The 22,318-nt window shown below is 37.0% G+C and carries 19 protein-coding genes and 2 riboswitches; of the genes, 12 read left to right on the forward strand and 7 right to left on the reverse strand.

Translation table 11 applies throughout. The features are described from left to right. Positions 1-40: 40 nt before the first annotated feature. Complete coding sequence (gene pckA / locus ABES52_RS00390) at positions 41-1,624, reverse strand: phosphoenolpyruvate carboxykinase (ATP) (protein ID WP_429647832.1); 1,584 nt, start codon at positions 1,622-1,624, stop codon at positions 41-43. 492 nt (positions 1,625-2,116) lie between these two features. Then, a riboswitch (SAM riboswitch) is annotated at positions 2,117-2,257 on the forward strand. 309 nt (positions 2,258-2,566) lie between these two features. Here pckA and metK point away from each other — a divergent pair. After that, on the forward strand, positions 2,567-3,769 hold the full coding sequence (gene metK, locus ABES52_RS00395; RefSeq protein ID WP_429647833.1) for a methionine adenosyltransferase: 1,203 nt from the start codon (positions 2,567-2,569) through the stop codon (positions 3,767-3,769). 210 nt (positions 3,770-3,979) lie between these two features. Here the strand turns inward: metK and ABES52_RS00400 are convergent, their stop codons facing one another. Together ABES52_RS00400 and ABES52_RS00405 are read right to left on the reverse strand one after the other, a co-directional pair. Further along, positions 3,980-7,003, reverse strand: coding sequence for an efflux RND transporter permease subunit (locus ABES52_RS00400; RefSeq protein WP_429647835.1), 3,024 nt, complete (start codon positions 7,001-7,003; stop codon positions 3,980-3,982). A gap of 623 nt (positions 7,004-7,626) precedes the next feature. Continuing rightward, positions 7,627-8,157: a gamma carbonic anhydrase gene (locus ABES52_RS00405; protein WP_429647837.1), complete on the reverse strand. Its 531-nt coding sequence runs from the start codon at positions 8,155-8,157 to the stop codon at positions 7,627-7,629. A 150-nt stretch (positions 8,158-8,307) separates the two neighbouring features. On the opposite strand from ABES52_RS00405, the gene ABES52_RS00410 reads away from it, so the two are divergent. Further along, positions 8,308-9,105 (forward strand): alpha/beta hydrolase, encoded by a 798-nt coding sequence (locus tag ABES52_RS00410; RefSeq protein WP_429647839.1) that lies wholly within the window; start codon positions 8,308-8,310, stop codon positions 9,103-9,105. Between the two features lie 21 nt (positions 9,106-9,126). Next, the gene (locus ABES52_RS00415; protein WP_429647841.1) at positions 9,127-10,227 is read left to right on the forward strand and encodes a tetraprenyl-beta-curcumene synthase; all 1,101 of its coding nucleotides are present in this window, start codon (positions 9,127-9,129) and stop codon (positions 10,225-10,227) included. Between the two features lie 270 nt (positions 10,228-10,497). Here the strand turns inward: ABES52_RS00415 and ABES52_RS00420 are convergent, their stop codons facing one another. From ABES52_RS00420 to mnmL, 3 genes are all read right to left on the reverse strand, one after another. Further along, positions 10,498-11,100, reverse strand: coding sequence for a hypothetical protein (locus tag ABES52_RS00420; protein ID WP_429647843.1), 603 nt, complete (start codon positions 11,098-11,100; stop codon positions 10,498-10,500). 109 nt (positions 11,101-11,209) lie between these two features. Next, the gene (gene mnmM, locus ABES52_RS00425) at positions 11,210-11,782 is read right to left on the reverse strand and encodes a tRNA 5-(aminomethyl)-2-thiouridylate-methyltransferase MnmM (RefSeq protein ID WP_429647845.1); all 573 of its coding nucleotides are present in this window, start codon (positions 11,780-11,782) and stop codon (positions 11,210-11,212) included. Then, a complete protein-coding gene (gene mnmL, locus ABES52_RS00430; RefSeq protein ID WP_429647847.1) occupies positions 11,779-12,747 on the reverse strand; it encodes a tRNA modification radical SAM protein MnmL/YtqA in 969 nt (322 codons plus the stop codon). Before mnmL ends, mnmM begins: the two co-directional genes overlap by 4 nt. Positions 12,748-12,919: 172 nt before the next feature. On the opposite strand from mnmL, the gene ABES52_RS00435 reads away from it, so the two are divergent. Together ABES52_RS00435 and ABES52_RS00440 are read left to right on the forward strand one after the other, a co-directional pair. Continuing rightward, a complete protein-coding gene (locus ABES52_RS00435; RefSeq protein WP_429647848.1) occupies positions 12,920-13,189 on the forward strand; it encodes a YtzC family protein in 270 nt (89 codons plus the stop codon). A gap of 13 nt (positions 13,190-13,202) precedes the next feature. After that, a complete protein-coding gene (locus ABES52_RS00440; RefSeq protein WP_429647850.1) occupies positions 13,203-13,376 on the forward strand; it encodes a glycogen biosynthesis protein GlgD in 174 nt (57 codons plus the stop codon). Between the two features lie 534 nt (positions 13,377-13,910). Here the strand turns inward: ABES52_RS00440 and ABES52_RS00445 are convergent. Further along, a complete protein-coding gene (locus tag ABES52_RS00445) occupies positions 13,911-14,402 on the reverse strand; it encodes a hypothetical protein (protein WP_429647852.1) in 492 nt (163 codons plus the stop codon). A 184-nt stretch (positions 14,403-14,586) separates the two neighbouring features. On the opposite strand from ABES52_RS00445, the gene ABES52_RS00450 reads away from it, so the two are divergent. From ABES52_RS00450 to ABES52_RS00480, 7 genes are all read left to right on the forward strand, one after another. Then, positions 14,587-15,786, forward strand: coding sequence for an MDR family MFS transporter (locus tag ABES52_RS00450; protein WP_429647853.1), 1,200 nt, complete (start codon positions 14,587-14,589; stop codon positions 15,784-15,786). A 510-nt stretch (positions 15,787-16,296) separates the two neighbouring features. Then, a riboswitch (cyclic di-GMP riboswitch) is annotated at positions 16,297-16,387 on the forward strand. Between the two features lie 124 nt (positions 16,388-16,511). After that, the gene (gene folE, locus ABES52_RS00455; protein ID WP_429647855.1) at positions 16,512-17,081 is read left to right on the forward strand and encodes a GTP cyclohydrolase I FolE; all 570 of its coding nucleotides are present in this window, start codon (positions 16,512-16,514) and stop codon (positions 17,079-17,081) included. A gap of 14 nt (positions 17,082-17,095) precedes the next feature. Then, positions 17,096-17,914: a 6-carboxytetrahydropterin synthase gene (locus ABES52_RS00460; protein ID WP_429647856.1), complete on the forward strand. Its 819-nt coding sequence runs from the start codon at positions 17,096-17,098 to the stop codon at positions 17,912-17,914. A 4-nt stretch (positions 17,915-17,918) separates the two neighbouring features. Beyond that, on the forward strand, positions 17,919-18,620 hold the full coding sequence (locus tag ABES52_RS00465) for an SDR family oxidoreductase (RefSeq protein ID WP_429647858.1): 702 nt from the start codon (positions 17,919-17,921) through the stop codon (positions 18,618-18,620). A gap of 12 nt (positions 18,621-18,632) precedes the next feature. Continuing rightward, on the forward strand, positions 18,633-19,580 hold the full coding sequence (locus tag ABES52_RS00470; protein WP_429647860.1) for an ATP-binding protein: 948 nt from the start codon (positions 18,633-18,635) through the stop codon (positions 19,578-19,580). A gap of 78 nt (positions 19,581-19,658) precedes the next feature. After that, on the forward strand, positions 19,659-20,726 hold the full coding sequence (locus tag ABES52_RS00475; RefSeq protein ID WP_429647862.1) for an alpha/beta hydrolase: 1,068 nt from the start codon (positions 19,659-19,661) through the stop codon (positions 20,724-20,726). 38 nt (positions 20,727-20,764) lie between these two features. Further along, a complete protein-coding gene (locus ABES52_RS00480; RefSeq protein ID WP_429647864.1) occupies positions 20,765-22,318 on the forward strand; it encodes a methyl-accepting chemotaxis protein in 1,554 nt (517 codons plus the stop codon).

The following is a 22,318-nucleotide window of genomic DNA, read 5'->3' on the forward strand; positions in this document are numbered from 1 at the left end:
ACCTGTAGGGGATAATACCATTTAGGAGACCTCTTTTTTCTTATTTTAACGGACCGCCAAGTTGTTCGATTTCTGCTGGTACGTTAGAGAATTTTTTAAAGTTTTCACGGAATTTCGCTGCTAATTCTTTCGCTTTCTTTTCGTATGCTTCAGGGTCCGCCCAAGTTTTTTGTGGTTGAAGTACATCATCTGGAACACCTGGGACGTGAAGTGGAATTTCTAGGCCAAAAATTTCGTCTTTAATTGTTTCGACGTGATCTAATTCTCCTTCTAAGGCCGCTTGTACCATGGCGCGTGTATATGCTAGTTTCATACGGCTACCAACACCATATTCTCCACCTGTCCAACCAGTGTTTACAAGGAATACTTTTACGTTGTGCTCATCGATTTTCTTACCGAGCATTTCTGCATACCGCGTCGCTGGTAATGGTAAGAATGGTGAACCAAAGCATGTGGAGAACGTTGCTTGTGGTGACGTAATTCCACGCTCTGTTCCCGCTAATTTGGATGTATAACCGCTCAAGAAGTGATACATCGCTTGTTCTTTGGATAGTTTACTGATTGGTGGTAATACACCAAACGCATCCGCTGTTAAGAAGATGATTGTGTTTGGATGGCCGGCAATACTTGGATCAACAATGTTATCAATCGCTTGAATTGGGTAAGCAGCCCGGGTATTTTCTGTTAACGTATTGTCATCGTAATTTGGTTCACGTGTCTCTTCATCTAAAATAACATTTTCTAAGACGGAACCGAAACGAATCGCATCATAAATTTGTGGCTCTTTTTCACGAGATAATCCGATACATTTCGCGTAGCATCCACCTTCGATGTTAAACACACCGTTTGGACCCCAGCCATGCTCATCGTCACCGATTAAACGACGGTTTGGATCAGCGGATAAAGTCGTTTTACCCGTACCAGAAAGTCCGAAGAATAGCGCGACATCTCCTTCTAAGCCAACGTTTGCTGAACAATGCATGGAAAGAATGTCTTGCTCTGGTAACATGTAATTCATTACAGAGAAAATCGATTTTTTCATTTCTCCAGCGTATTCAGTACCACCGATTAATACTGTACGACGTTCGAAAGAAATAATAATGAACGTTTCAGATCTTGTTCCATCCACTTCTGGATTGGCTTTAAAATTCGGTGCAGAAATCACCGTAAATTCTGCATGGTGATTTTCTAGCTCTTCTTGTGTCGGGCGAATGAATAATTGATGGGCAAATAAGTTATGCCAAGCATATTCGTTTACGACTTGGATCGGCAAACGATATTTTTCATCAGCTCCGGCAAATCCTTTGAAGACAAAAATTTCGTCCTTTTCCTTTAAGTATTGAATAACTTTATTATATAATTTATCAAATGCTTCTGGTGAAATTGGTTGGTTTACGGAACCCCAATCAATTTTATCTTTAACAGAAGGTTCTTCGACAATAAATTTGTCTTTAGGTGACCGACCTGTATATTTTCCTGTTTCTGCACGAACCGCTCCAGTAGAAGAAAGGACCCCTTCTCCACGGCTTAACACTTTTTCCACTAGTCGTGGAACTGATAATTGAACACGAACATTTTGACCAGTAAGCAACTCTTTTAAGTTCGAAAGACTAACAGAATTCATACGGCGAAACCCTTCCTTTTCGTGATTTTATAATGATATATCGTTAACCCCTTTGTTCCTTAAAAACAGTATAACACATTTATGTAAATAATCTATACTATTTACAATATTTTTTTAAAATGTTTTATTTTTTGTCACAATTTCCTGTCTCTGTTTTGTCAGTAAGGGGAATTTTGTATTGTTTTTGTCACACTCTATATTATATTAGAACGAATGTGGAATGTAGCAGCTACTGTCTCTTGTTTTGTAAAAAGTAGGCGAATAGACTCATACATCCTATAGTTGACATTTGGACAAAATGTTCATTTTGTGGACAAACGAAGACAATTCACGGACAATATGATCATTACAAGGACCTTTTACAAAAGTAATCAGACAATTTTAGTGTTCATCAAAGCAATCACACATTGGCATGATTTTGCTGTATAAAAATATGAAAATTTTGTTGACACGCTTTGACAAAATACGATAAGATTTTACCTTGAACGGATACTCTTATCCCGAGCTGGTGGAGGGACAGGCCCTATGAAACCCAGCAACCTGCTCATTGAGGGAGATGGGATTTTCGAGACTATCCCATATTCCGAGCAAAGGTGCTAACCTGTTGCAAGGCGAGGCCTTGAACGATAAGAGTGAAAGGCATGATGACACAATCAACCTTTCCTCTAGAAGATATTTAAAAAGGAAAGGTTTTTTTATTTTGCCAAAGAATCGTGCCTTTAATGCAAACGCCACTTCTTTTCACATTGATAAAAATGATAGGTTTACTTCATACTACTAAGGGAAATGAGTACCGTGACGATGAAGCAGTAAAAGATACGGGCATGAAAGGACCAATGAATGAACAGGTGCATATGTTACATTACCGTTTTATGCGTTGGTTCAATGACTCGAGGGAGCTGCTGCTTTTTTAAAAAATCATAACAAAGGAGGATCCATCAGATGACAAAGAAACGTCGTCTTTTTACGTCTGAATCTGTTACAGAAGGTCATCCAGATAAGATTTGTGACCAAATTTCTGACGCCATTCTTGACGCTATTTTAGCAAAAGATCCAAATGCTCGTGTTGCATGTGAAACTTCTGTAACAACTGGTTTAGTACTTGTAAGCGGAGAAATTACAACATCCACGTATGTTGATATTCCAAAAATTGTTCGTGAAACAGTTAAAGAAATTGGTTACACTCGTGCGAAATATGGTTTCGATGCGGAAACTTGTGCCGTATTGACTTCTATCGATGAACAATCCCCTGACATTGCAATGGGTGTTGACAGAGCGTTAGAAGCACGTGAAGGACAAATGACAGATGAAGAAATCGAAGCAATTGGTGCGGGCGACCAAGGGTTAATGTTTGGTTTTGCATGTAACGAAACGAAAGAATTAATGCCATTACCAATTTCCCTTGCACACAAATTAGCTCGTCGTCTTACAGAAGTTCGTAAAGAAGAAATTCTTCCATACTTACGTCCAGACGGAAAAACGCAAGTGACGGTTGAATACGATGAAAATGACAAACCGGTTCGAATTGATACAATCGTTGTATCTACACAACATCACCCAGAAATTAGCTTAGATCAAATTCAACGTAATATTAAAGAATATGTTATCGAGCCAGTTGTTCCAAAAGAACTGATCGATGAAAATACGAAATATTTCATCAACCCAACAGGACGTTTCGTCATCGGTGGTCCTCAAGGTGATGCTGGATTAACAGGACGTAAAATTATTGTTGACACGTACGGTGGATACGCTCGTCACGGCGGTGGTGCATTCTCTGGTAAGGACCCAACAAAAGTTGACCGCTCTGCAGCATATGCTGCTCGTTACGTAGCGAAAAACATCGTAGCAGCTGGTCTTGCAGATAAATGTGAAGTTCAACTTGCATATGCCATCGGTGTTGCGAAACCAGTATCAATTTCTATTGATACATTCGGTACTGGAAAAGTATCTGAAGACGTATTAATCGAAGTCGTTCGTAACAACTTCGACCTACGTCCAGCTGGTATTATTAAAATGCTTGACCTTCGTCGCCCAATTTATAAACAAACAGCGGCATACGGTCACTTCGGACGCAACGACCTTGACCTTCCATGGGAGCGTACCGATAAAGCAGAAGCTCTTCGTGAGCAAGCTTTAAATCAATAATAATGAAGGACTAAAAAGAGCTATCTCCTTGATTAGGATATAGCTCTTTTTCTTTTCTGGAATTATGAAAAGGCTCTATAATAATTGTTATGGTTTAGGCACAATTTAGGGTAAAAAAAGAATAAAATTGTTAAACATGAATCATGGTCATTTTTTGCACAGATTATCAATTCCCCACATCATCCATTTTCGTTATCGTACTACTTCGTTTTAATCGAGAGTTTCATTTTTCTTCTTTTTCTTTAATCCCGAACCAATCAATAATTCATACATAACTGGAACAACAACTAGTGTCAGCAGCGTTGAAACCGTCAAACCACCGATTACGACAACTGCTAAACTTTTCGTCACCATACTTCCTGCTTCCGCTTGGATTAATGCTAACGGGAGCATGGCAACAATGGTGGTAACAGCCGTCATGATAATTGGACGGAGACGGGTGGAACCTGCTTCAAGCAATGCCTCTCTTGTAATCATGCCTTTTTGTTTGTTTTGCAGGACACGTTCAAGGAGTACAATGGCATTCGTCACAACAATTCCAATGAGCATTAACGCACCTATTAAAGCATTAAAATCCACTGGTGTTCTTGTTACAACTAAACCTAAAATACTGCCGACTACCGCTAACGGCAAAGAGAAAAGAATGGCGAAAGGTGCTCTTGCCTGCCCAAATGTAATAACCATAATTAAGTATACAAGGACAATAGCAATACCCATAATTTTAAATAAATCCATAAAGGTTTCTTGCTGTGACTCGGTAGCTCCTGCTATTTCTACCTTCACGTCATCTGGAAGGTTTAAATTTGCAATCATTTTGTTAAGTTCTGTTCCAACTTTTTTGATATCTTCAGATACAATTTCTGCCGTCACTCGAATCGATTCTTTTCCATCTTTATGAAATACAATTGTTTTGATTTTCTCCTCGTTTATATTTGCAACCTCTTTTAATTTGACCGGACCTGCCAGAGGGGAAGTGATCATGGTATCCAAAATTTCATTTGTACTGATTAATTTATGATCCTTGTAATCCAACACAATCATCATGTTTTCCCCGTTTAATGTTAATTCTCCTAACGGGGTGCTGCTGACAATCATCCTCATTTGTTCCGCCACTTGCTGCGGAGTGAGCCCATATTGTGCGGCTTTTTCATGGTCTACCTTTATCACCCATTCATTTTGAAGCTCTTCATAATTGCTTTTAATTTTGTCTAATCTATCCATTTTCTTTAACTCTGCCATCACTAAATCGGTACTTCTTACTAAATCCTCTTCGTTTGTTGCCGTCACATTCAGCTCAATTGTACTTCCTCCCCCGAAAGAACCTAAGGAGCTTTTTAAATATTCAATTTTAGCAGGCTTATATTCATTATTGTGTGATTTCATGTTTTCAATAAATTGATCGATGTCTACCCCTTTTCCGAACATAAGAAGGAACGTGGCTTCATTATCCTTTGTTACCTGTCCCCACCTGGCATCCTCGGAAGCCGCTCCCATTCGAAACATCACTTCTTTGGCTTTGTCTTGTTTTAATAACAATTGTTCAAAATCTTTTGCCTGTTCCTCGGCTTTTTTTAGGTCATAATCTGCCGGAAAAGTCATCACAATACTTACCATGGATTCATCATCAGCTTCCACATTTGCTTTAGGCAACATGACATAAGCCGTAATCGAACCGACAAAGAGAAGGAAAGATACCAACAATACAATAAATTTATGTGAAAGCGCCCAATGAAGGATTGATTGATAACGTTTAGAAGGTTGAGCTTCTTTATGTTTTGTCTTTTTTAACAGCCAAAAACTCATTAACGGAACGACGGTGAGGGCTACTAATAATGAAGATAAAATGGAATATACGACCGCCAGCACCATTGGGAGCATAAAATCTCCAATCCCGCCAGAAACGAATCCGATCGGCAAAAATACGGCGATCGTTGTTAGAGTGGAGGATGTAATCGCAACCCCAACTTCTTTCGTTGCATCAATGATGACTTCTTTTGAAAATGATTCAGACTGAATTCTTCTAAAGATGTTTTCAATTACGACGATACTGTCATCTACCAATCGTCCAACAGCTACAGCTAAACCGCCAAGGGACAAAATATTTAATGTAACATTAGAGATATCTAATAAGAATAACGTCATAAACACAGATAATGGTATACTTACAACCGCTATGAAAGTAGTTTTGATATTTCGTAAGAATAATAGAATAATCAAAGTCGCCGCTAATGCTCCAAGACCTACTTCTTTTGCCATCCCATATACTGCGTTTTCTACTTTCTCTGCGGTGGAATATAGTGTTTTTATTTCAAATTGATCTTTGTATGCGTTTCCTAGCTCTTTTACTTTTCTATCGATTTCTTTTCCGATACTTACGGCATTTTCACTTGCTTCTTTAGAAATAACTAATACGACCCCTTCTTTACCGCCTATTCGGGAAATGGCTTCATAAGTTTGCTTAATTTCCACGTCTGCAATATCTTTTAACTTTGCTTGTAGTGTTAATGGAATGTTTTTTATTTCTTCTACATTTTCAAGTTCCCCAATAACTCTCAACGAATTTTTCTTTCCGCCGACGGTAAGTTCGCCTGCAGGTACCGACACATTTTTCCCTTGCAGCGCCATTATTACTTGCTGAGCGGAAATTTGTTTTTCATTCATTCGCTCTGGATCAAGCGTAATCACCAGCTCTGTATGGGATTTTCCATAAAATAAAATGTTAGATACCCCGTCAACTCCCTCTAGTTGAGGGATGATTTCTTCTTCAATTATATGTTCATCTTGTTTTGTAAAGCCTTTTTCTGATTGAATGGCTATTTGTGAAATCGGAATCATCGATGTGTTTAACTGAGCAACATACGGCTTCATAACCCCTTGGGGAAATTGTATTTGCCCGATAATTTTTTCAACTTCTCTTGTTGCCTCTTTCATATCTGCTTCAGAAGTATATATAATGTCAATTTTTGACAAACCTTCGCTCGTTGAAGAAAGGATGGTGTCAATATATTTTAAGTTTCTAAATTCCTTTTCCAACGGATCAGTTACCTTTTCTGTCATTGTTTCAGCATTCATACCTTGACCAAATGTCGTGATAGTAACCACTGGATTATCTACGCTTGGCAAAAATTCCATCGGGAGTTTGGAACCAGAATATACTCCTAAAACCGAAACCAAAAACACCATAATAATGACAGCTGTACGATTTTTCAATGAAAACTTTGTGAAAAATGACATACTTTTTTCCTCCAACCTTATTATTTTTATGTGGAAGATTAATCCAAAAGTCACACCTTCAACTCTAACTATATATAAACGTCATGTTGTTTATGTTGGTTTTTTGAAAATTTTCCTAAAGATGATTGGAGGATAAATATCTAAAAACCGAAAGATATGAATAGATGCTACACATCTAAAAGGTGAAGGATTTGGAAGATAATAAAAAAGACATTATTAAAATTGATTACAAAAGTTGACACTAGTAGTAGGTTTATTTAAGGTGTTGTTTAATCATCCTTTTTATGGTCATGAATCTGATTCATCCCAGTATTAAGAACATTACATAGAAGGAAATTTTCTTTAACTTATAGAGTAGAAGTTTCTTTGAATTTTAGTTTATTTGGATTGTCCGAGGAACAAATGATTTCTTCGTAAAAGTGATAATACACAATAGTGCATGACAAAGTTTAAAACTAGGTATTGGAAAGGAGAAGAATTCTATATAAACACGGTTGCTCCTAAAAAAGCGCCGATTTAGTACTAATGGGATAGGATATGGTACAACTACCGCACTTGTCTAAAGGAGGGAACTAAAGTCCCCCTTTTTGATGACGTTATTTCTCAGAAAATGGATACAATAATTAAGAGGATGATTCGGTAGGATTCATTAATGATTTATAATATTGCCCTTTTTCGACATATTCCCGGGAAATTCTCTCCATTTCTTTCATATCTTCTTCCGTTAACTCCCGAATCACTTTCGCTGGGCGACCGAAAGCGAGGGTGTTTGGCGGAATTTTTTTCCCTTGTGGTACAAGGCTTCCCGCACCGATAAACGCACCTTCTCCAATTTCTGCACCGTCTAAAATGATGGAGCCCATGCCAATGAGTGCTTTTTTACGAATGATACAGCTATGTAGAATGACTTGGTGACCAACGGTGACCTCATCTTCAATGATGAGTGGATTGTTAGGACTTTGGTGTAATACACTATTATCTTGAATATTGACTTTGTTGCCGATGATGGTTGGGGCAACATCTCCTCGAATGACCGTATTGTACCAAATACTACTATAATCACCGATTTGTACATCGCCCGTTATCGTCACGTAATCAGCGATAAATGCAGTATCGGCAATTTGTGGAAACTTTCCTTTGTACGGGTAGATCATTTTATTCGCCTCACTTTTCATGATTTGATCTTACTTTTTATTTTATTGTAATGGAAAAGGAACGAGTGACGGAAGTCATGGCTCGTTTTATTTGGTTACATATACTATAATTTTACACAAATTAAAATTTTTTTACGGAGGGACCACGATATGTGGAGATGGGAAGCGGAACAAGCAAAAGGAGTTATTGTGATTGTTCATGGTGCATTTGAACACCATGGGCGGTACGGTTGGTTAACGGAAATGTTTCGGTTAAACGGTTTTCATGTCGTGATGGGGGATTTACCTGGCCAAGGAGTAACAAGTCGTTCAAGACGAGGACATATTGATAAGTTTGACGAATATATTATTGAAGTGAAAGATTGGATTCAGGAAGCGTACAAATTTGAATTGCCTGTTTTTTTACTCGGGCATAGTATGGGTGGTTTAGTTTCCATTCGTTTGTTACAAGAAGAACATATGAATTTGGCTGGAGTCGTATTATCATCACCTTGTTTAGGACTTGTCCATACTCCGTCAAAACTTCTTAATATCCTCTCTCACGGCTTCAATATCGTGTTTCCGAAGTTACGAATAAATGCAGGAATAACGGTAGAAATGGCCACTCGTAATGAAGAAGTATGGGATGTTGATAAAAACGATTCTTTGTATGTAACGAAAGTGTCGGTTCGTTGGTACCGAGAACTAGTTAAAGGTATTGAGCTTGCTTTCACAAATCTGTCGAAATTCCCGGACGTTCCGCTTTTGGTCATGCAAAGCGGAGATGATAAAATTGTAAATAAATTAGCTGTTCAGCATTGGTTTAACGAAGTAGCGTTGACCGAAAAAACGTATAAAGAATGGCCGAGCTGTTATCACGAAATTTTTAATGAACCGGAACGAGAGCAAGTATTCAATTTTACGATGAACTTTTTACAAAATCGATTACAACAAGTACAAGCAAAATAGTCCGAGCTAGAGGTGAAAAAGATGTCAATTCCATCAGAACCATTTACGCTGATGCGGAAAGTGTATCGCCACATTCTGCCGGTCGTACATGAACAACTCGCTTATTGGAAGGAACGAGCCGCAGAGATTCCGAATGAAGAGTTACGAAAACAAGCATTGGCGAGTATTGAACATAAATCGTTCCATTGTGAAGGTGGTTCGATCTTAGCCTTACTTGCGTTAGAACATCGAAAACTCGCGATCCAATTTATTGTGGCGTATCAAACGATTAGTGATTACTTAGATAATTTATGCGACCGAAGCACGTCTCTAGACCCCGACGATTTCGCGGCCCTTCATGAATCGATGCAACATGCGTTAACGTTAGAAGATGTTAATGTGAATTATTATCGGTTTAGAGAGGACCAAGATGACGGAGGATATTTAAAAGAACTCGTGCAAACATGCCAATCGGTGCTAAAACGATTACCTGCCTATGAAACGATTGAACCGTATATTAAAGAACTATGTCAATATTATTGTGATTTGCAAATACATAAACACGTTCGCCATGAAGAACGCGAGTCACGGCTTCAAAATTGGTTTGCTACCTATCAATCGCAATTGCCTCCGATGGCATGGTATGAGTTTTCCGCATGTTCAGGCTCGACGTTGGGCGTTTTTTGTTTAGTCTCTTATGCATTTCGTTCTGATTTTCAAAAAGAGCATGCGCAAATGATTCGCGATGGCTATTTCCCATACATTCAAGGTCTCCATATATTGCTTGATTATTTCATCGACCAAGAAGAAGACCGAAAAGGTGGAGATTTAAACTTTTGTTTTTACTACGACAATGAAGAACAATTATTTGAACGATTAACCCACTTTTTACAGCAAGCAGATTATCATACACGTCATCTTCCACATCAAAAATTTCACCAACTCATTAATCGAGGGTTGTTAGGAGTTTATTTGTCAGATGAAAAAGTCCGTAAACAACGCAACGTGTTACCGATTGCCAAAAAAGTGATGAAGTCAGGTGGCTTTTATAGCTATTTCTTTTACCTCAATGGTCGATTGTATCGAAGTGTGTTGAAACGATGGGGGAAATTGTCTGGAAAGATGGCGAGCGTTCATTCGTAAAGATCTAGAATTTTATTATCAAAATGACGTGCAACATGAGGTTGGCACGTCATTTTTGTCATACGAATAAGGAGGGATGAAAGAAAAAATCAGGGAAAACCCTAATTTTTCTCTAGTTTGCTTGAACGGATGAAAGGTGTCGTAGGTTACAATTCTTTTTGCTTTTTTATTTGATTAACCAATTTTTTAAACATACTCAACATTATTTTTCGGACACTTTTTTACTATTAGGGCTTTACCGGCTCTTGGTATTTTTAAACAATAATCATGTTAAACATGAAGAAGTTCGACACCGTTCATATCAATTGCGCGTTTTTCCTTTAACCCCCGAATTTGTACTTTTTCAATCTTTACGTGGTCACCTAATTTTGTTTGAACAGAGGAAGCTCGATTTCCAAACAAAAAGGATAAATCTTTTTCCAGTCCAGGCTTCAGTGTCATTAGTTCAATTCGATGAATCGCATCATTGTTTCCGTCATTTCCTAACGCATCTATATGGGTTTGCAATTCAATAGAAAATCCGTATGGGGTATATAAGAACGTTCTTCTCTCATCAATTTTCGTTTTCCACTGTATCATTTCGGATTTTTTACATATCTCATCATGCTCATCTTTTGAAACGAAAAAGCCGATGTGATCGAACGTTGGCCGTTTTCCATAGCCAAACGTGATATTGATGTTGCCTCTTTTCATTTCAATAATTCGGAATAATATGTTTTTTTCTCGAATATCATCCACTGTTAGTGGTGGATTAAAGTGTTTGAATTCGCCATTGTACTTCCCAATCCGTTGATGAACAGTAAAGCCAAGGCGTTTATAAAAATTCTCCATTTCTTCTACATAAGGTGTCCAATAATGAAAATGAAATAGCATATTCATACTCCTTAATATGTAAATTTTTTCTAATTTAATATATTATAAAACGACTTGATTGAATTTTCTATAAATTATCATCAAAAAAAGAGCATGAATCATCCATGCTCTATCTTTTTTCAATCGCTATAATAAACGGTGGATTATTAATTTGATTGATGAATTGATATTTTAAAACGTGTGCTATTTGTTGGTCGAGGGAGCGGACATAGGATAGCAAGAGGTCGCGTTCAACAGCTCCTTGTTCATGTCCGTGATAAATGACAAGGACGATAATTCCTTCAGGAGCCAAGATTTCTAACAATTGCTCGACCGCAGAAATCGTTGTGTCTGGTTTTGTTACAATGGATTTATCTCCGCCAGGGAGATAGCCTAGGTTGAATACCGCTCCGGTAATACGACCATAGAATTTTGATGGAATGTGCTGTTTCAATTGTTCGTGACCGGCATGGACTAATTCAACTTGTTGTTCTAGTCCACGTTCTTTTAAACGGGAAAAGGTGTTGTCGATCGCTGCTTTCTGAATATCGAACCCAAATACTTTCCCGTTTTCTCCTACAAGCTGGGCTAAAAAAGCAGTATCATGCCCATTACCACATGTTGCATCAATGGCGATATCTCCAGGGGAGACCGCTTTTTCTAACAAGATACGAGCAAATGGCAAAATACGATCTAGCTTCATACCTTCACCTCTGATGTTTCTTTACTGTAAAATTTCCCTTGCCAGCTGTTTCGCCGTTTCAGTTCAGCGTCAATGGCGTTAAGGACCGACCACTTATCCACACTCCACATCGGACCAATCATTAAATCAATCGGACCATCCCCAGTAATCCGATGAATGATCATTTCTGGCGGTAAAATTTCTAATTGGTCGCAAACAAGGTTTACATACTCATCGAAGGATAAAAATTGGAGCATTCCTTTTTCATATTGCTTCACCATCGGGGTACCTTTTAACAAGTGAAGCAAATGAATTTTAATACCTTGAACATCTAATTTGGCCACTTCGCGTGCGGTTTCCATCATCATGTCATAATCTTCTAGCGGTAAACCATTAATAATATGGGAGCAGACGCGAATGCCATATTTACGAAGTTTATTAACCCCTTCAACGTAACATTGATAATCATGCGCTCGATTAATAAGCAAAGCCGTTCGTTCATGAACGGTTTGTAAGCCAAGCTCAACCCAGAGATAGGTTCGCTCGTTTAATTCTGCTAAATATTCTACGACATCATCCGGCAAGCAATCAGGACGAGTCGCTATGGACAAACCGACCACGCCGTCTTGCTTTAAAACCGTTTCGTATTTTTCCCGAAGGACCTCAACAGGTGCATGCGTATTCGTAAATGCTTGAAAGTAGGCGATGTATTTTCCGTCTTTCCACTTTTTATGCATTTTTTCTTTTATTTTACGGAATTGAGTTTCTAAATCGTCAGCCCGGTCACCAGCGAAATCCCCTGAACCAGCAGCACTACAAAACGTACAACCTCCGTATGCTACGGTCCCATCTCGGTTCGGACAATCAAATCCCGCGTCAAGCGCGACTTTAAATACTTTATGTCCAAACACTTGGCGTAAATGGTAATTCCAAGTGTGGTAACGCTTGTTGTCACTTGCATATGGAAACGGGTTGGTTGGAGTCATTCAGACACCTCCTGTTGTTTGTTTACATAAAAGAAATTTTAACACGAATAAAATAGTTCAACCAATGGAATTCGTGGAAAAGGTCGAGAAGGATGTGATAGAGAGGGAAAAAATGTACAAACTAACAGAAGAAGCATCGAGCTTCAAATTTGAGGTAAAGGAGCGAGGGTGCATGGCGACACGCCAATCAATTGAAGAGTTTTTAGAGAGGTGCGAAGAGGTTTTAGAATCTGCAAAGGAGCAATATATCGAAGGTAGCAAGCAGGAGCATTACTATGATGAACAATTTCAGCAGGCACTGCAACAACTAGAGGAAGCTTATAACGACCTTATGCATTTATCACAAAGTGCGAACGCACAACAAAAAGAGCAGCTTCATCGGATGCGTTTGCAGCTACAGCAACTTCAAAATGACATGATTCTTCTCGATCATGATCGGTAAAGGAGGACTTGATTTGAAAAAACGTTCCAAGCAAAACAACCCTGAACAAAAAACAAGAAACGAATTTCGAAATTTAAATACTGAATTTGGTCAAGAATACAACCCTGTTCAACAATCGAAAAAACGGTATGATCAATCGTCTCAACCTATAAAATCAAAACAAAGAAATGAACAACCATACGAATAAGAATGAGACAATCGCCTCAATGAAGGGGCGGTTTTTTATTGAATTTGTATGTTATATACAGAAAAAAGAGGATGGAATTGTGTTAATTATTCACAAGCCTTGTCCAAAAGAAAAAACACCCGAAGACGGGCGAGTCATTAATTTTTATTTTACTTCCTAAAGGAAAACCCTATAAACAGCGACTGGAAGAAATGGAATGTATCAAAGATAGTATAAAAGCTGTCTGTAGTAGATTTACAAGAGTTTGTTGTCGCACTGAAAATACGGTTAAAAACAATAGAGAGGTTAATAGTAAGGAAGAGTGACCTCCCTTTTGATTTTTGTTATGAGAAATGATTTTTAAACCGTGCAAAGGTGATCCAACTTACTAGAACGATAATACCGCTTATCAAAGTGCTTCCGAGAAAAGGCTGCATTAAATGACCCAATGGGTAATACGTAAAATAAGCCTGTAATGAGATCCAACAACCGCCTCCATTCTGTTAAGCTTATTATCTTTTAATATTCAACTGGTGGAGGCACTTCGATTCTTATTTAAATAGAATTGTTCCAATATTTTGATTCAGCAGTGACAGAGTACTTCGTTAATTCCGTGTGGATAATGATCCATACAGGAATGACCACAGCAGTAATTAGGGCTAAAATGGCAAAGGTAATTTGACTTTTTATGGCGATACCTTCTACGCCTTCATATTCATAGGTTTCTCGGAAGGTCGTCATATAAGGATGTTGATTAGCTTCTTCATTTGATAAAAATCGATTTTCGATAAGGTCGTAAGCTAAATAAGAATGACGGGTTAACTTTTTTAAGAATTGATCTCGTTCAATGATATATTCCACCGACAAAAAGACGACATCATCGACTGTTTCCATGTGTAAGATATTCGCAGAATTTTTTTCGTAGTTTGACACGGTTTTTGACAAATGCGTAGAGACAATTTCATCATAATATTCTTCGGACTTGGTGATAAAAGGTATCAACAACACAAATACCATGACGGAGTAGCTGATTAATTTTTTAAACATCGTGCCCCTCCTAGTTTTGAGATTATTTATACTTATTTTATTTTCCATTTGTACAAAAAGAACTGTCATCTTCTACAGTGCGTACTTCTCTTTCCAAAAGTTTTTTATGAGCATCCTCATTTACGATGAATCGAGAACCTCGTATAATTATTTCGGTTATCAAAATATTGAAAGGATGTTCGTCATGCCGAAACGGCTTTGGTATTTAATTATTGGAATGGTCGTTAACGTTACGGGCGCTTCATTTTTATGGCCATTAAATACAATTTATTTGCATGATTATTTAGGAAAATCGCTATCTGTCGCTGGTATGGTGTTAATGCTTAATTCGGCAGCGAGCGTTATTGGAAATTTAGTTGGAGGACATCTGTTTGATCGCTTAGGTGGTTACCGTGCTATATTGATTGGCATTATGATTACATTATCGGCACTCATCGGGTTAACACTTTGGCACGGTTGGCCGCACTATCTGTTTTTTCTTTTATTCATAGGATTAGGTTCAGGTATTGTGTTTCCAGCGATGTATGCGATGGCTGGAACAACGTGGAAAGAAGGTGGCCGAAAAGCGTTTAACGCCATGTATGTTGCACAAAATATTGGCGTGGCTCTCGGCTCGGGGTTAGGTGGATTCATCGCTTCGATTTCGATTGACTATATTTTTATGGCAAACTTAAGTTTATATGTCGTGTTTTTGTTAGTAGCTGTTTTTTGTTATCGGGAAATAGGGAAAGCAGTGCAGCCTTCAACGAATGTCGTCAATGAAGCGAAGCCGATACGGAATCTTTCTCATATGTACGCGCTTCTCATTTTATGTGCCGGTTATTTACTATGTTGGGTCGGGTACGTTCAATGGCAAACGACGATCGCTACGTATACCCAACAGTTGCACATTTCGCTTCAAGAGTATAGCTTATTGTGGACCATTAACGGTGTGTTAATTGTCACACTGCAACCATTGTTATCGTATGTATTAAAAAAATTAAGCCCATCGTTAAAAATGCAAATTATTGTAGGGATTTTCATTTTTATCGGCTCGTTTGTCATCGTAGCTTATGCGAAAGAGTTTACGTTGTTTGCCTTAGCGATGGTCATCATTACGTTAGGAGAAATTTTAATTTGGCCAGCAGTACCTACCGTAGCAAACGGATTAGCTCCAGAAGGCCGAGAAGGATTTTATCAAGGTATTGTGAATAGTGCGGCAACAGGAGGGCGAATGCTCGGGCCATTGTATGGAGGATTGATGGTAGACTTATTCGGCATGGCGGTTCTTTTTATTACCTTAATTGCCTTATGTATTTTCTCTATTGTTTTTACGTTGGTGTACGATCGCCCGTTAAAACGAAGCCTACCTTCTCCTAGGAAAAAAAGTGTGATTTCTTCGTAAAGTTATAAGTATCCCTAATTAATGTGGGTTAAAGGATTGATTCATAATTAATACAAAGACAGTAACTTTTCATTGTAGGGGAGCTTATTAAATTAAAAAAATCCCGTCCTTCATATTTTTAGAAGGAAGGATTTTTTTATAGAAAAAAACTTTTTAACAATCATCCTGTAATTGTTCTACAAGAATTTTGTCGAAAATAGGTGGATATTTAGGTAGATAAATAAAGAACAAAGACTAGAAGGGATTAAGATTGGGTGTCTGTCACCTATAGAAAAATATGTTTCCAAGGTAATGAAGGATTTGAATTTTCTTGCTAAAAAAAACGAGGGAGTTATAAGAATAACCTAAAATATCTGTTCAAAAAAAGGGGCGCCTCCTCTATTACTACAAAAAATTTCTTGACAGAATCCCAAATCATATGGATAAATATAACTATGACTTTTTGCTTAGTCGAAAAATCATACGTTTAAAAAAGGTTCTATAGTTTATCGATATGAGAAAGTGAAACATCCACGATAAAGGCAAACTCATCGAAAGATGGGGACGCAAAGCTACGGGCCTAAGGAGAAATAACATACTCTATGGTCGCCGGGTTGCCGAAAAGGATTGGTATTTCAGACATGTTTTTTACTTGTGTATTAGAACCTTTCTTTCAACATGTCCACCAATCTTTTTTGGTGGACTTTTTTTATTTTATAAAAAATTAACATTTTGGAGGGATTATGATGACTGTTGAACTAAAAAAACAATTATTGGAAGAACATATTCGTGCGATTTTAGAATTGATTGGTGAAGATCCTAACCGGGAAGGGCTTCTAGACACACCTAAACGTGTAGCCAAAATGTATGAAGAAGTATTTTCAGGGGTTGGAATAAATCCCGAAACAGCTTTAACAACTACTTTTGAAGAAAATTATGATGGTCTCGTTATCGTTAAAGATATTAATTATTACACATTCTGTGAACATCATTTGATTCCATTCTTTGGGAAAGCCCATATCGGCTATATTCCAAATAGACGAGTAGTTGGTTTAAGTAAGTTTGCACGTTTAGTAGAACTTGTCTCAAAAAGACCACAAGTACAAGAAAGAATGACTCAACAAATTGCCGATGCTATCATGAATGTTCTTAAACCACAAGGCGTTATTGTTAGCGTGGAAGGTCAACACCTGTGTATGTGTGCAAGAGGAGTGAAAAAACCTGGTAGCTCCACAGTTACAACGGTAAAAAAAGGTATTTTTAACGAAAATGTTTCATTAGCAGAAGAATTTGAACGTGCTCTTTTAAGAGATTAAAAGGAGGGATTTCTATGTTGTACCTCTCTCGTAAAATGCGTTTTTCAGCTGCACATTTTTATCGTATCGATTCGTGGAGTGAGGAAAAAAACAAAAAAGTATTTGGCCCATGTAGTCACCCAAATGGGCATGGGCATGATTATACGTTAGAAGTCATGGTTAAAGGACAAGTAGACCATAAATCCGGAATCGTTGTAAATGTTACCGATATCGATAAGCTGGTTAAGTCTTTTGTCCAAAAGGAATTAGACGGGAAGTTTTTAAATATAGAAAATCCTTATTTTAAAGAAAAGATCCCTACAACTGAAAATATCGTAACGTATATTTGGGAATCGTTGGATGGGCGATTCGATAACTGTCAACTACATAAAATCCGTTTGCACGAAAATGATTTCTTGTATTCGGAGAAAGGGGAAAATTCGATGGTTCGATTAACTAGAAAATACCACTTTAGTACGGCACACCGTTTACATAGTGAACAACTAACGGATGAAGAAAATCTTGCTTTATTTGGAAAGTGCAACAATCCTTATGGCCATGGTCATAACTATTACTTAGAAGTAACAGTGAGCGGAAATCCTGACCCTATTACAGGAATGGTCGCAAATATTGCTGATATCGATCAAATTGTTGACCAAGAAGTGATACAAAAATTTGATCATAAACATTTAAATTTGGATACAGAGGAATTTAAATATTTAAACCCAACATCTGAAAATGTGGCGATTGTCATTTGGGATCTGTTATCCAAAAAACTCCCGAACCTCTACAAAATCGGATTATATGAGACAGAAAAGAATTACTTTGAATATTATGGGCCGGAAAAGGAGTAGAAGTATGGAAAAGCATTTGCCATTAGTAGGAAAAACGATAGCTATTACAGGTTCAAGTAAAGGAATTGGAAGAGCTACAGCATTATTACTTCAAAGCCTAGGAGCAAACCTAGTATTAGGAAGCCGTAGCAACAAATACCAAATGTCGGAAAATGTATTATCCTTACCTTTAGATGTAACGAATGAACAATCCGTAAAAAACTTTTATGAACGAGCGGTTCAACAGTTTGGCACGGTGGATGTATTAATTAATAGTGCAGGTGTTGGAACGTTTGAGTCAATTATTGATTCTTCTACAGATGACTTTGACCAAATGCTTTCCGTGAATTTGAAAGGAACTTATTTAACTTGTAAATATTTCGGAAAACATATGGCTGAGCAAGAGAAAGGGCAAATCATTAATGTTATCTCCATCGCTGGAACCATTGCGTTACCGGGATGTGGAGGTTATTCGGCGTCAAAATTTGGAGTATTGGGTTTAACGAAAGTGTTACAGGCAGAACTTCGTAAAAAAGGAGTTCAGGTAACAGCTATTCTACCCGGTGCAGTAAATAGCAGTTTTTGGGACCATATTGAGCCTAAACCGGACCTGTCCAATATGATCCCAACAGATACGGTAGCCAAACACTTACTTTATTTAATTACTCAACCACCAGGGGCATTTGTTGATGAAATTACCATCATGCCACCTCTAGGAATCTTATAGGGGGTTCTTTCGTTGAGGAGGCTATTCAATAAGATTTTCAAAGAAGAAACTAAACTTTTAGCCCCATCTCTTCCTTCCAACTTATCTTATTCAGATTTTAACTTTATGACAAAAAGAGGTTTTCTTGGGAAGAAACTAAGTCAATATCTCGGTTTACATAAAGAGGAAGGAGATTCATTATTTTATCTTTCGTTCTCAAAACGGTCGTTTACCAATCCAGAGAAAGAAAAAAGAAATGAATTGATTCTATATTTGAGTGAACGAATGTTAAAGTGGAGTGAACAAAAACTAGATGTACCTTACCAAATTAAACGTTTAGATGTTCGACCTGATATACAGAATGCCATGTTAAAGGCCTATGATATATACAAAAATGACCTATTTTCTATACCTCATCTAGCTGAAAAACAACGATTGACTGGTTCATTTAATGATGAGAAATGGGAAGTATATCGGGATGTGATATTCGCTGCAACACAAGAGAAGTTTTTGCTTATTACAAAAGAAGAGGTGAACAAACATAAGGAAGGGATTGTGTTATGTGAAGGAACGATAAAAGAGCGTTCCGATATACCAATATGCCGTAATCTAGCCAAAGAGAGGCTGGAAGCAGAAGGGTTTAGCCATTCAACAATCATGAGTTGGTTATTAGTATTATCTGAAGCCATTACGAATACCATCAAGCATGCAGAAGAAGGAAAAATGACAATCATTAAAGATGAAAAGAACCATGAAATACGATTTATCATCGAGGACAAAGGACCTGGATTTGACTTGAAAGATTTACCTAAAAAGACTCTTTTGGCTGGATATTCAACCAAAAAATCTTTAGGCCAAGGCTTTACCCTTATGATGAAAATGGCAAAACGCGTGTTATTGTTTACTTCTTCAAAAGGTTCCATCATTATTTTGCTTTTTGATATTCGTAAGGAACATAAGGACAAATTGAGCAATGGCTGAGAATCAAGCCTACCGTAAATTACATAAAGAGGTAGATTTTTAAACATCCTGAGATAAAACAAGAATGGGGATGAAATAATGAAAACACTAATACAAGATTCAATTTCCAAAACGATTAGTAGAACACTAAAAACAGCCAACCTTATCGATGTTTTTTGGGAAAGATGGCTGGCTCATGGGCTTGATAAAGAGGATTTAGAGAAAGTTCGCGATGATATCAAATCCCTTGAGGGCTGGTTTCAATCTTGGGAAAGGTTAGCTGAAGAGAAACATAATAGAGCAAAAAAATTTGAAATGCAGGGACAATATAAGGAAGCGGAATATATGTACCGACAAACAGCCCTATATTATAACCTCAATTATTGGATCGATCCAACGTATTCAGAGAAAAAACAATATTGGTATAACAAGTGTTTACAATTTTTCTTAAAAGCTGACTCTTTATCAGAAGTAAAAACAATATATAAAACCATTTCGATTGATGATTTTTCTGCTTCAGGAAGAATACGGATTCCTTCTGACGCAAAAGGGTGTATTGTGATTATTAACCCGATCGATTCATCAAAAGAAGAGTTATTCAAGTATGAAAAGGATTTCATTGAAGCGGGATTTGCAACGGTAAGTTTTGACGGACCTGGTCAAGGGGAGACGTTTACGTTAAACGGGGTAATTGGTACTGGAATTAGGTGGGAAAGATTTGTCATTCACTTAATTGACTATGTTCATGAATTTCTTCCAAATCTACCAATTTACCTATTTGGTACAAGTTTAGGTGGTACATGGGTTCTATTTGGTAGCAGTCATCCTAAAGTTAGGAAAGCAGTTACGGTTAGTCCAGCAGTTGAGTTGGAGAAAATGAATATGCCGACTTACTTTAGAGAAAGAATGAACTGTTCGTGTATTTTGGATGGAAACGTCAAAACAATTCCAAACTTTAATGCTATTAATTATCGCTGTCCAATATTGATGTTTCATGGAAATAAAGACATGATGGTACCTAATAAAGAAATGTATGCTTTATATCAAAAATTACCTGTAGAAAAACAATTAATTGAATATAAAGAGGAAGGACATTGCTGTAACAACAGACTAAGTGAAATTCGAAAAATATCAGTCAAATGGTTTCTAAATGAAATAATCTTTTAAGAGGGGTTAAATATATAATGATAGGTCAGAAGATAACGTTGCGTCGTCAATTTTTAATAAGAATATTATCAATATTATTGATTATCGCACTCATATCTGGTGTAGTTCAAATTTATTTTATGAATGACCAAATTAATAAACAAATTAATCAAGAAGCAGAACTGATTGCAAGAGGTATCATGAGAAATATTCAGGAAACTAATCTAGCTACTCAATCCATTGAATATCAAATTGATCTAAAATTAGTTTCTTATTCAAAATATATCGCTGAAAAACTTAAAGGTAAGGAAGCAGAAGAAATAACTCAACAACAGCTACTTACTATTCGTGATGAGTTAGGGCTTGCAGGAATAACAATTTTTAAAGAAACAGAATCTAAGGATGATATTGTAGGTGTCGTTTCTACAAAAAATCAAGAAATCGGATTTAGTTTTAAAAAAGCAGGTTTTTATGAAATAGGAAAAGTTCTTTTTAATAAATATAAACCTGATCTACCATCTGCTACTTTTACAGATAAGAATATTGTTGTTTTACCAATAGCACAAGCAGCATCACATTCTGATAAACCAAGTTTCTTTAAATTTGCTTACTATCATGTACCAGAGTCCTCATATATTATTAGTTCATATATAGAGGCTAACGAAGTTTATCAATACATTAAAAAAGTTGGACCGAACACAACCATTCAACAGATTTTACAACAAAACGGAGTTGTAGAAGAAATTGCTGTATTAAATCCTAAAGTCTTCGCTAATCCATCACTCGAAAAACAGTTATACCCTCCATTAAAAAAAATCGAAGCTGGAAGTTTTGATTTAGAAACTAGCAAAGATAGGGAGATTTTAACGAAATCTACTATTAAAAAAGAATCTTATGTTGAAGAGATAAATGGTAAAAAAGTATATAAAATGTTTCTTCCGCTCGATCAAAATCGGGTTATTTATTTGTCACTCGACTATGGAAAAATGAGTGCCCCGCTTTATCGTCATTCAATTATATTAATTGTTTCAGGCTTTCTTTCATTGTTCATACTTTTCCTATTAACTGCTCGTTTTTTTAATCGTATCTATGAAAATATACAAAAGATTAAAAGGCAGATTAAATTACTAGAAGAAGGTGATTTAACTGCCAAGAGTGAGGTAAATGACGGGAGTGAGTTAGAAAAATTATCTAAAAGTACCAACCGAATGGTAGATCAATTAAATAAACTTGTAAAGGATACACAAGACCAAGCAACTAAAACTCAACGACTATCCGTATTACTAGAAGCGGAAGCTTCCGAAACAGTGGAAAAAATGTATGAGTTATCAACGGAAGCTACGATGAAATCAAGGGAACAATTGTACGAAATCACAGAGCTTTTGGATGACATGGGAAATATTTTAAAACCATATAAGCAAAATGAAAATATAGGAAATATCATCGAAAAAATAGAATTGTTGAAACAAATTGTGAATGATCGTACAGCAGCAACCACAGACATGACCATCACTTTATCAGATTTACTTCAATCATTACATGGACAATCAAAAGAATTATCTGATATATCCAATACACTACTTGATTATATGGCCAAATTTAAACTTTCATGA

Origin of the sequence: Aeribacillus pallidus, assembly GCF_050478865.1 — a bacterium.
Taxonomy (GTDB): domain Bacteria; phylum Bacillota; class Bacilli; order Bacillales; family JACDOC01; genus JACDOC01.